The sequence below is a fragment of the Parasutterella sp. genome, from assembly GCF_057870745.1.
The window spans coordinates 137,916-149,614 of record NZ_DBMALT010000001.1; the positions used below are offsets into that span (position 1 = coordinate 137,916).

At 48.5% G+C, this 11,699-nt stretch carries 9 protein-coding genes and 2 tRNA genes; 5 read left to right on the forward strand and 6 right to left on the reverse strand.

All coding sequences use genetic code 11. The features are described from left to right. Positions 1–15: 15 nt before the first annotated feature. The 6 genes from iscA to uvrB all read right to left on the reverse strand — a co-directional run bounded on the left by iscA (position 16) and on the right by uvrB (position 5,259). Positions 16–339, reverse strand: coding sequence for an iron-sulfur cluster assembly protein IscA (gene iscA, locus ACZND6_RS00770; protein WP_008811462.1), 324 nt, complete (start codon positions 337–339; stop codon positions 16–18). Continuing rightward, a complete protein-coding gene (iscU, locus tag ACZND6_RS00775) occupies positions 339–734 on the reverse strand; it encodes a Fe-S cluster assembly scaffold IscU (protein ID WP_008811461.1) in 396 nt (131 codons plus the stop codon). The genes iscA and iscU overlap by 1 nt, the downstream gene beginning before the upstream one ends. Before the next feature lie 15 nt (positions 735–749). Then, a complete protein-coding gene (locus ACZND6_RS00780) occupies positions 750–1,958 on the reverse strand; it encodes an IscS subfamily cysteine desulfurase (RefSeq protein ID WP_022099541.1) in 1,209 nt (402 codons plus the stop codon). Between the two features lie 35 nt (positions 1,959–1,993). Further along, entirely contained in the window at positions 1,994–2,449 is a 456-nt protein-coding gene (locus tag ACZND6_RS00785) for an Rrf2 family transcriptional regulator (RefSeq protein WP_022099542.1), read from the reverse strand. A gap of 114 nt (positions 2,450–2,563) precedes the next feature. After that, positions 2,564–3,061, reverse strand: coding sequence for a low molecular weight protein-tyrosine-phosphatase (locus ACZND6_RS00790; RefSeq protein WP_008811458.1), 498 nt, complete (start codon positions 3,059–3,061; stop codon positions 2,564–2,566). A gap of 143 nt (positions 3,062–3,204) precedes the next feature. After that, positions 3,205–5,259 carry an excinuclease ABC subunit UvrB gene (gene uvrB / locus ACZND6_RS00795; RefSeq protein WP_293737123.1) on the reverse strand — a complete coding sequence of 685 codons (2,055 nt, stop codon included), beginning with the start codon at positions 5,257–5,259 and terminating at the stop codon, positions 3,205–3,207. A gap of 925 nt (positions 5,260–6,184) precedes the next feature. Here uvrB and speF point away from each other — a divergent pair. From speF to ACZND6_RS00820, 5 genes are all read left to right on the forward strand, one after another. Next, positions 6,185–8,380, forward strand: coding sequence for an ornithine decarboxylase SpeF (gene speF, locus ACZND6_RS00800; protein ID WP_008811456.1), 2,196 nt, complete (start codon positions 6,185–6,187; stop codon positions 8,378–8,380). 67 nt (positions 8,381–8,447) lie between these two features. Continuing rightward, entirely contained in the window at positions 8,448–9,758 is a 1,311-nt protein-coding gene (potE, locus tag ACZND6_RS00805) for a putrescine-ornithine antiporter (RefSeq protein ID WP_293737121.1), read from the forward strand. A 162-nt stretch (positions 9,759–9,920) separates the two neighbouring features. After that, entirely contained in the window at positions 9,921–11,123 is a 1,203-nt protein-coding gene (locus tag ACZND6_RS00810; RefSeq protein WP_300874295.1) for an amino acid aminotransferase, read from the forward strand. A 183-nt stretch (positions 11,124–11,306) separates the two neighbouring features. Further along, positions 11,307–11,382 (forward strand) — tRNA-Asn (locus ACZND6_RS00815). Positions 11,383–11,444: 62 nt separating this feature from the next. Continuing rightward, a tRNA-Asn gene (locus ACZND6_RS00820) sits at positions 11,445–11,520 on the forward strand. The last annotated feature ends 179 nt before the right edge of the window (positions 11,521–11,699 follow it).

An 11,699-nucleotide genomic window follows, 5' to 3' on the forward strand; every position in this document is an offset into this window, starting at 1 on the left:
GCGCCTCCGTTTCAGTTAGACATGGAAAGACTTGCCGCAGCCGCAGCTTTCTTTCTCGTTCGGGTTCTTGAATTTGAATCCGGTATTGAGACCTTCACGGACAAAGTCCAGTTCGGTTCCGTTGATATAGGGCAGGCTCTTGGGATCAACAATTACTTTGATCCCGTAGCTTTCGTACACCTGATCTTCGGGTTCGATTTTGTCTGCAAATTCTAATGCGTAAGCCATACCGGAGCAGCCGCTGGTTTTGACACCGACTCTGAGGCCGACGCCTTTGCCGCGTTTGCGAAGGAATTCTTCAACGTGAGAAGCTGCTTTTTCTGTCAATGTAACCGACATTATTTATCCTTAATCTGAGCCTGTTTCTGGCGATAGTCTTCCACTGCGGCCTTGATGGCGTCTTCCGCAAGAATGGAACAGTGGATTTTGACGGGAGGAAGCTCGAGTTCTTCGGCAATTGCCGTATTTTTGAGCTGTTCGGCTTCTTCCAAGGTCTTGCCCTTGATCAGTTCGGTGACCAAAGAGCTGGAAGCGATGGCGCTGGTGCAGCCGTAGGTTTTGAACTTAGCGTCTTCGATCACGCCGTTGTCGTTGACCTTGATCTGCAGGCTTAAAACGTCGCCGCAGGCGGGAGCGCCGCGAGTACCGGTTCCGACGTTCGGATCGTTTTTATCCAGTCTGCCGACGTTTCTGGGGTGCTGGAAATGATCCATCACTTTATCGCTGTATTGCATTCTTTTCTTTCCTTATTAGTGTTCTGTCCATTTAACTTGTTTCATGTCCACGCCTTCTTTGTACATCTCCCAAAGCGGGGACATTTCACGAAGCTGTGCAACCTTTTCTTTGATGAGTTTGACGGTGTAGTCAATCTCTTCTTCCGTCGTGAAGCGGCCTAAGCTGAAGCGGATGGAGCTATGAGCCAGTTCGTCATCAATACCGAGGGCACGCAGAACATAGGACGGTTCCAGGCTGGCGGAGGTGCAGGCGGAGCCGGAAGAAACAGCGATTTCAGGACAGCTGGCCATAAGGGCTTCACCTTCAACAAATGCGAAGCTGACATTGAGGTTGAACGGAGCTCTGTGTTCCATGCTTCCGTTGACATGAACGGCTTCGATTTCGCTTAAGCCTTTCCAAAGTCTGTCGCGAAGAGCGCCGATACGCTTCATTTCTTCGTCCATTTCCAGACGGCACAGTCTGTAGGCTTCGCCCATACCGACGATCTGGTGTGTGGCAAGGGTGCCGGAGCGCATGCCTCTTTCGTGGCCGCCGCCGTGGATGATGGCTTCGATACGGGCACGCGGTTTACGGCGAACGTAAAGAGCACCCATACCCTTCGGTCCGTAAAGCTTGTGAGCAGAAAGGCTCATCAGATCGACTTTGAGTTTTTCCATGTCCAGAGGAATCTTACCGGCAGCCTGAGTGGCGTCGACGTGGAACAGGATTCCGCGTTCGCGGCACATTTCACCGATTTTTTCGATGTCCTGAATAACGCCGATTTCGTTGTTGACGGCCATCACGGAAACCAGAGTTGTATCAGAACGCATGGCTTTAGCCAAAGCGTCGAGGTCTAAGAGTCCGTCCTTGCCGACATCCATGTAGGTGACTTCAAAGCCTTCGCGTTCGAGCTCGCGCATGGAGTCCAACACCGCTTTGTGTTCGGTCTTTACCGTGATTAAATGCTTGCCCTTGTCCTTATGGAAACGAGCTGCACCTTTGATCGCGAGGTTGTCGCTTTCGGTAGCGCCGCTGGTCCAGACGATTTCTTTCGGATCGGCATTGATCAAAGCTGCAACTTCGGCACGAGCGTTTTCAACAGCCTCTTTGGCTTTCCAGCCGTACTCGTGGCTCGTGCTGGCAGCGTTGCCGAAATTCTCGTAGAGGAAAGGAATCATCTTATCGACGACACGAGGATCCACAGGCGTAGTCGCAGAATAATCAAGGTAAATAGGGAACTTCATGATTAGCTCCAATGAAGAGATAAATTGGGGATTTATTAAACCTTCGGTTTGATAATGGATACGGGGCTTAAGCCCTGATCTTTGAGCTTTTTCTTGTCAGCCAGGTTTTTCAGCGAGATCCCTTTCAGGAACTTGCGGATTTCCTCGTTGAGGCTTTCCCAAAGATCGAATGTGATGCACTCACCTTCTCCGTCGCAGACTTCTCTGTTTTTATCGCAGCTGGCTTTCTCCAGCGGATCGTCCACGGCTTCCAAAATATCGATCACCGTGATCTGATCTGCAGGCTTGGCCAAACGGTAACCGCCGGCAGGGCCGCGCACGCCTTCAAGGAGTCCGGCTCTGCGCAGCTTTCCGAAGATCTGCTCAAGATAGGCACTTGAAAGATGGCGTCTGTCCCCGATCGCAGCAATGGATACGTACTCTTCCGGGTCGTGGAGAGCAATATCAAGCATTGCGGTAACGGCAAAACGGCCTTTAGTAGTGAGTTTCATACTTATTCCGATTCATTTAGTCGGAAATAATAGACCGTTTTATTTCCGAGCGCAATAGTCGGAATTAAAAAAGCCCTCCGAAGAGGGCTAAAAAGGAAAATGATTTCTCAGCGGCTACAGAGCTGAGCCGGGAATGTAGACGGAAGCGCGTTTCTTAACGACTTCAAGCAAGCCTTCGCAGGCGTCTTCACAGTAATCGAGCACCGTGTTGAAACCTTCATTGCCGCCGTAATACGGATCGGGCACCACAGCCGTATCGTATTCGGTTGCGTAGCGCATCAGGAGCGCCAGCTTGTGTTTATACATCGGCGGGCAGATCTGCTGCATAGCAGTCAGATTTTCCCAGTCCATCGCCAAAATGAAGTCGCACTCCCTAAAGTCGTCGGATGTAATCTGACGGGCTCTCAGCTCGGACAAGTCATATCCGCGCTTGCGGCCTGCAATCTGAGCGCGCACGTCCGGCGCCTCTCCGACGTGATAACCATGTGTACCGGCAGAATCCACGATTACTTTGTCAGTCAGTCCGGCTTCCTTCACCATTTTCTTAAAAACTGCTTCAGCCGTAGGGGAACGACAGATATTCCCCATGCACACAAATAAAACTTTTACCATGTTTTTTGCATTCTTCTTAATTGACGAATTAATCACACCTCTCTCGCGTACACCGCAGGCAGGTTGCAATAGCTTACGAGCCCCTAACGCTTTTTGCAAAAATGTATAGGGTAATTACTAATAATTCAACTCAAAATGAGCACTCAAGCATTCGGCTTTGCGCCTTCTTCATCCTCGCCGGGCGTTGCACCGAAAACCTGTTTACGAATAGACGCCAATTTATCACGGACTTCGGAGGCTTTTTCGAATTCGAGATTCTTAGCATGCTCAAACATTTCGTTTTCGAGACGTTTGATTTCGCGTGCCAGTTCTTTCGGCCCCATTTTTTCGTAATCCTGACCGTCCACCAGACCGAATTCGTTTTCAAGACTATCGCTCTTATAGACGCCGTCAATAATGTCACGGATCTCTTTCTTAACGCTCTTAGGCGTGATGTTGTGTGCGACGTTGTAAGCCGTTTGTTTTTCTCTGCGTCGTGCCGTTTCGTCCATCGCTCGGCGCATGGAATCAGTGATCGTATCGGCGTAAAGAATAGCCTTGCCCTCAACATTTCGCGCAGCACGTCCGATGGTCTGAATCAGAGAGCGTTCACTGCGCAGGAAGCCTTCTTTATCCGCATCCAAAATTGCGACCAGTGCTACTTCCGGAATATCCAGACCCTCTCTCAGCAAGTTAATACCGATCAGAACATCAAAAACGCCGGCGCGCAGATCACGAATGATTTCCACGCGTTCCACCGTATCAATGTCCGAGTGAAGGTAACGGACTTTGATGTCGTTATCCTGCAGGAAATCCGTTAAGTCCTCGGCCATGCGTTTAGTCAGGGTCGTAATCAGAATTCGCTGACCTTTAGGAATTCTCTCTTTGATTTCGCCGAGTACATCGTCCACTTGAGTCGTAGCCGGCCGTACTTCTACTTCCGGGTCCACGAGGCCCGTCGGACGCACCACCTGTTCAACGATCTGAGAAGAATGATTCAGCTCATAGTCTGCCGGAGTGGCCGAGACAAAGATCGCACGGCGCATCTTGCTTTCGAATTCGTCAAAGCGGAGCGGACGGTTATCTTTGGCGCTCGGAAGACGGAATCCGTAGGTGACGAGGGTTTCTTTTCTTGCGCTGTCTCCGCGGTACATACCGCCGATCTGACCTAAAAGAACGTGCGATTCGTCAAAGAACATCAGCGCGTCTTTCGGCAGATAGTCGATCAAGGTCGGAGGCGGCTCTCCGGGCAGACCTCCTGCTAAGTGGCGGCTGTAGTTCTCAATGCCTTTGCAGAAGCCCACTTCATGGAGCATCTCCAAGTCAAAAAGCGTTCTTTCGCGGATACGCTGCGCTTCAAGCAGCTTGCCGCTCTCTATAAATTTGGTTTCCTGATCCCGAAGTTCATCTTTGATGGCTTCAATCGCTCGCAGGATATCGTTTCTCGGCGTGACATAGTTCGATGTCGGATAGATAGCAAAGCGGTCTACCTTCTGGCGGGTTTTTCCGGTTAACGGATCGAAGAAATACATAGCTTCGATTTCGTCATCGAACAGCTCAATACGCAGCGCCATTTCCGAGTGCTCAGCCGGGAACACGTCGATTGTGTCGCCGCGAACGCGGAACTTCCCGCGCGTGAATTCCATATCGTTGCGTTCGTATTGGATGCGGACCAAATGAGAAATCAAATCCCGCTGTTCGATCTTGTCACCGACTTTCAGGATAAGACGCATCTCGGTATAGGACTCCGGCTTACCGATACCGTAGATGGCAGACACGGTCGCGACAATGATCACATCACGGCGTTCGAGCACGCTCTTTGAAGCCGACAGACGCATCTGCTCGATGTGTTCATTGATGGCAGAATCTTTTTCAATAAACAGATCCCGCTGAGGGACGTAAGCTTCGGGCTGATAGTAGTCGTAGTAACTGACGAAATACTCCACCGCGTTGTTTGGGAAAAAGTCCCTCATTTCCGCGTAGAGCTGAGCGGCAAGGGTTTTATTCGGCGCCATGATGAGCGTCGGCAGACCGGTTCGAGCGATAACGTTCGCCATGGTGTAGGTTTTGCCGCTGCCCGTCACGCCAAGCAGCGTCTGGGCCGTCAGGCCGTCCTCAATGCCTTCGACGAGTTCTTTGATTGCCTGAGGCTGATCTCCGGCCGCCTCAAATGGCTGATGCAGTTCAAACGGAGAATTGGGGAATTTGATGATTTTCAAGGTGGTGTCTGCCTAAAGAATCCTTTGAATTTGAAAAGTTTAGAACGAATCCTAAGACATCGGTTTTCCGATCATCCGATCTGGTCAGATTGCCTCGACCTCAGTCTTCTCTGCTTTAGATGAGTTCTAAGGACACATCCATTCTCAGTTCACTTTCAAACCAAACCCCTCTCAATTAAGCTTCGGCATCTTATTTTTCTTAAGCACGCAGGGTGATTTAAATATCAATAATTCAAATTTATAAAATCACCCTTGGCTGGACGCTCTCGGAAAAGAATAAAAATTAGCACATTACATAAGCTGATGAGGTTCGTTTTCGGAAAAAGTAAAACATCGGTCTGAAACAACTCTTTAACTTTCTAGAAGGATATATCCTTAAAAAAATCCTCTCTATTCCAAATTTAATCTTTGTTTAATATTTATCAACAATTATCGTCAACCCCTCTAATTATAAAATCCCATTTTGAGTTTATTTTTTGCTAATTAGCTAATTTATAAGAATTTTCATCTTTTCTAAATTTCGTAACAATCTATTGACTTCTAGAAATTTTGCTGTCAGAATGCTTATGTCTGTTGTTTGACAGACACGACAATTGGGATTACTGCTATGTGTATATTTAACATTGGCAAGTGCCTATTTAATATAGGCATGCGCCGCACGTTACACCTCACGCGGTTTACGATGCGTGATTGCTTCTCCTTCAATAAATTCCTCTCCGAATCCGACATCTAGTCCTCCGGCCGATTCTTTATCGGTTCGGCTCGAATTGCTTTTCTCTAAATTTCTTCCGAAAAGTCTCTTAGTGCTCAAGCCTTTTTAGCGCTTGTCCAGGGGGTTTTGTTGCCGAGAAGAGCCAATCCACAATTCATTTAATTATGTTGCGGATTTATTCACCTTATTAAATAAATCCGGAGGACTACTATTATGCAAAAACTTAAAGTCGCAGCTTCTGCATTACTAAAAGATAAACTTCAGGTTGAACGTGAAGTCGTTTGCCTCTCAAATGCTGACTTTACTGAAGTCTCCGCTGTTGTTATCGACATTGAAGACTATCGGAAAGGCGGATTAAACAAGGTTAATGCCACCGCCTTGGAAATCCCCGTTTTTCTTTATCTCCGCGATGAAGACACCACTCCTGAAGAACTCGTCGGTCACGTGGTCGGTGTGATCAACGATGACCTCACAGACAGACGTCTTTTCGGCCGTCAAATCGATGAAGCTGCCAAACGCTACGAAGACAAACTCCTTCCTCCTTTCTTCGGTGCCCTCGCCCAATACGTATACAAAGGAAAGTCCCAATTTGACTGCCCGGGACATCAGGGAGGCGCATACTTCCGCCGCCATCCGGCCGGCCGCGCATTCTATGACTTTTTCGGTGAAGAGCTTTTCCGCTCTGACCTTTGCAATGCTGACGTTGCGATGGGCGACCTTTTAATTCATGAAGGTGCACCGCTAACCGCTCAAAAAGCTGCCGCTAAGGTATTCAATGCCGATAAGACTTATTTCGTTTTGAACGGAACCTCCGCCTCTAACAAAGTTGTATTAAATGCGGCTTTAACTCCCGGTGACTTGGTTTTGTATGATCGAAACAACCACAAGTCAATTAACCACGGAGCTCTGTTGCAAGCCGGCGCTACTCCGATTTATCTTGAAACTGCCCGCAACCCCTTCGGATTTATCGGCGGCATTGACGAAAAATGTTTTGACGAAGAGTATCTCCGCAGCCTAGTTAGAGAAAAATGTCCTGAAAAAGCGGATGCCAAGCGCCCCTTCCGTCTTGCAGTCATCCAACTCGGCACTTATGACGGCACGATCTATAACGCTCGACAAGTTGTGGACAAAATCGGTCACCTTTGTGATTACATCCTCTTCGACTCCGCATGGGTAGGCTACGAGCAATTCATTCCAATGATGCGTGACTGTTCCCCGCTTCTTCTGGAGTTAGGACCGGAAGACCCCGGCATCTTCGTCACTCAGTCCGTTCATAAGCAGCAAGCTGGTTTTTCTCAGACTTCACAAATTCACAAAAAGGACTCTCACATTAAGGGACAAGACCGCTATATTCCTCACAAAGTGTTGAATAACGCTTTCATGATGCATGCATCAACCAGTCCGTTTTACCCGCTGTTTGCTTCCTTGGACGTCAACGCAAAAATGCAAGAAGGAGAAGCCGGCCGTAGACTTTGGGCTGACTGCGTTAAGACAGTTGTTGATGCTCGCAAATTACTGCTTGAAACCTGTCATTACATCAAACCGTTTATTCCTTCTAAAGTTCGCGGCTCCGATTGGAAGTCTTACCCAACGGATTTGATTGCCCAAGACCTGGAATTCTTCAAATTTGTTCCGGGTCAGAAATGGCATTCTTTCGAGGGATATGGGGAGAACCAATATTTTGTAGATCCCTGCAAATTTATGCTGACGACTCCGGGCATCGATGTTGAGACCGGCGAATACGAAGATTTTGGCGTTCCGGCAACGATTTTGGCTAATTACTTGCGCGATAACGGCATCATCCCCGAAAAGAACGACCTCAATTCCATTCTTTTCCTCATGACTCCCGCAGAAAATAAAGAAAAAATGGATCACCTGGTTAGCCAGATCGCTCGCTTTGAAAAATACCTCGATGATGACGCTCCCTTAGAAGAGGTTCTGCCCAATCTTTACAAAGCTTACGAATCTCGCTACCGCAACTATTCCATCCGTCAGCTCTGCCAAGAAATGCATGACTTCTACAAGGAGCGGAATATTAAAGAGATTCAAAAGGAAATGTTCCGTACAGAATTCATGCCTAAGAGCGTCATTAATCCTCAAGAAGCCCACTTTGCATTCCTGCGCGGCCAAGCCGAGCTCGTCCGTCTGGAAGATGCGGAAGGAAGAGTTGCTGCTGAAGGCGCTCTGCCCTACCCACCGGGAGTCTTGTGCTGCTTCCCGGGTGAAGTGTGGGGCGGACCCGTGCTCAAGTATTTCTTAGCTTGGCAGGAAGCCATGGGACGGATGCCTGGATTTGCACCCGAACTTCAAGGTGTTTATGTCGAAGACAACGGCAGGGGCGGTAAACAAGTTTACTGCTATGTACTAAAAGAAGATGCTGTCGAACGTCTGACTGCTAAAGGTAAATAAGCCGCGTGCGCGGAAGCTCGCGCTTCCGCGCTGCCTCTCTACACAGAACATACTTGAGGATATTTTTATGTCTCAGCAAAACCGTACCAAGATGTCAGTCACTCAGCTGACTCTTCTCACTGCTATTAATATGATGGGCTCCGGCATCGTCATGCTGCCGACCAAACTGGCTGAAATTGGAACAATTTCTATTCTTTCCTGGCTCATCACTGCCGTGGGCTCCTTGTGTTTAGCCTATGCCTTTGCCAAGTGCGGCATGTTTAGTAAACGTCCGGGTATGGGCGGCTATTCTGAATATGCCTTCGGCAAAGCCGGCAACTTCATGGCTAACTACACTTATGGTGTTTCGCTTCTTTTTGCCAACATCGCTATCGCGATTACCTGTGTCGGCTATGGAGCCGAATTTTTGGAAATTGAACTAACCCCGGTTCAAGTTTGCCTTTCTACGATTGTCGTACTTTGGATCTGTACGTCCGCAAATTTTATGGGGGCCTCGCTCACCGGAAAATTTAGTGCCTTAGCTGTTTGGTGCGTCATCCTTCCCGTGTTGCTTTTAACCGTTATCGGCTGGTTCTGGTTCAGTCCTACGATGTATGTCGAAGCCTGGAATCCGCACAACGAACCTTTCTTCTCCGCTGTCGGGGCTTCAATCTCTATGACGCTATGGGCCTTCTTAGGACTTGAGAGCGCCTGTGCCAACAGTGATGCCGTTGACAATCCCGAGAAGAATGTTCCTATTGCCGTGCTGGCCGCTACCATTGGTGTTGCTATTATCTATATTGTCTCCACCAATATCATCGCGGGTATCGTTCCGAATGCCGAGTTGGTTAAATCAAACGCTCCCTTCGGCCTGACCTTTACCATGATGTTCAACTCTACCATCGGCAAGATCGTCACTTTCCTCCTTGTTCTTTCCTGCGCAGGCTCTACACTGGGTTGGCAGTTCACGATTGCTAAGGTATTTCAGCAGTCTGCAATCGACGGTTTCTTCCCGAAGTGCTTTGCTAAAGTCAACAAATGGAAAGCTCCAGTGCTCGGTATGATTATCATTACGGCCATTCAAACCGGCTTTTGTTTCATGACGATTAGCCCCGAACTGTTCAAACAATTCAACCGGTTGGTAGATCTCGCCGTAGTAACCAATATCATGCCTTATCTGCTGTCAATGGCGGCTGTTGCCGTCATCATGAAAGTCGCAAAAGTGGAGCCCTCCAAGGCCAAACTTTACAACGTCATTGCAATCATCGGCGCCGTCTACAGCTTCTACGCACTCTTCTCTACCGGAATCACAGAAGTTTTCTACGGCTCTTTAGCCACATTCCTCGGATGGACGCTTTGGGGACTGATTGCACCTAGATTCGCCAGCAACGAAGCTTGATAGCAATTTGCTCTCAGTTAAAGGACTGCCCGGTGCGGCGGTCCTTTTTATTTGCGGTCTCACAGATTCAGGAGTTTAAATATTTCGTTAGAAAAACGATTTTGCCGCCAATTTTGAATTAGGCTAAGTAATTGACATTTTTTAACACCTCTAGAGAATCTCATGTCCAAATCCATCTTTGATGTTGTCGGACAAGCTCCCGACGATCCCATTCTCGGCCTCAACGAAGCTTTCAAGTCCGACCCCCGCGACAAAAAAGTTAATCTGAGTATCGGCGTCTACAGCACTGAAGACGGCAAAGTACCTCTGCTGCGCGTCGTTGCCGAAGCCGAAAAGAGAATTCTTGAAGCCGGCGAACCGCACACCTATCTGCCGATTTCCGGTATTCCTGCCTTCACTTCCGGGGTTCAGAAACTGATTTTCGGTGCCGATTCTCCGATCATCAAAGAAAAACGTGCCGTTACCGTCCAATCTCTCGGCGGAACCGGTGCTCTTAAAGTCGGCGCAGACTTCCTTGCAGCCATTCTCAAAGATCCGGAAGCTGTGGTCAGCACGCCGACTTGGCAGAACCATGTTGCGATTTTTGAACAGGCCGGTTTCAAGGTCGGCAAGTATCCGTACTATGACAAAGAAAACAACGGTGTCGACGTCCCTGCCATGCTTAAAAGCCTCAGCGGTTTGAAAGAAAATACCGTTGTGATCCTGCACGCCTGCTGCCACAACCCCACAGGCTATGACCTGACTCAAGAACAATGGGCCCAGGTTGTTGACGTCTGCGTTAAGAACAAGCTGATTCCGTTCCTCGATATCGCTTACCAAGGCTTCGGTGACGGTCTTGAAGAAGACGCCGGTTCCATCCGTCAATTTGCCGACGCCGGAATCCCCTTCTTCGTTTCCAGCTCTTTCTCCAAGTCCTTCTCGCTTTACGGCGAACGTATCGGTGCTCTGACTGTCGTCTGCAAAGACCAGGAAGAAGCATCCCGCGTCATGAGCAAACTGAAGGCTTTGATTCGCGCCAACTACTCCAATCCTCCCGCTCACGGTGCAAAGATTGTTGCCCAAGTTCTCAACGACCCGAAACTGATGACTCAGTGGCATGAAGACTTGAGCGAAATGCGTGAACGCATCAAGGAAATGCGCAAGAACCTGGCCGCTGAACTCAAAACACTCGGCGCCAAGAAAGACTTTGACTTCGTCACGCAGCAGAAAGGCATGTTCTCTTTCTCCGGTCTGAACCCCGAACAGGTTCAGCGTCTGAAAGACGAATTCGGTGTTTACATCGTTAAGAGCGGCCGCATGTGCGTTGCTTCTTTAAACAAAGACAACGTGAAATACACAGCAGAAGCCATTAAAGAAGTGCTCTAAGCCCGAAACTACTCGTTTCTACGGAAGGCTCCGAAAAAATCGGAGCCTTTTTACATTTTTAAATTTCCTTTTGAATCAAAGAGTTCAAATAAGAGGCAATATAAAAACGATAAAGAATGAAAAAAATTTGAGTTTTTGATTTGCACGACTTCAAAAACTTGTATATAGTCTCGTCTTGTTGATTCCCCGATAGCTCAGTCGGTAGAGCGACGGACTGTTAATCCGCAGGTCGTTGGTTCAAGTCCAACTCGGGGAGCCAATCAAAAACTAGAGCCGCGAAAGCGGTTTTGTTTTCCTCAGAGAAAACGACAATTTCACGATTCCCCGATAGCTCAGTCGGTAGAGCGACGGACTGTTAATCCGCAGGTCGTTGGTTCAAGTCCAACTCGGGGAGCCAGAATTCTGAAAAGCGCATCGTAAAAGATGCGCTTTTTCTTTTTCCAAAATCGTTCAAACCGGCCGCAGCTTTGGGACTCTGAGATTTTGCGTTTTTCAGTGATCTAGCCGGAGTTCGGCTCCGGCATCCTCGTTAAATTTCAATATCCGTACCTAATAACGGTTCGACTTCTGGTTCAT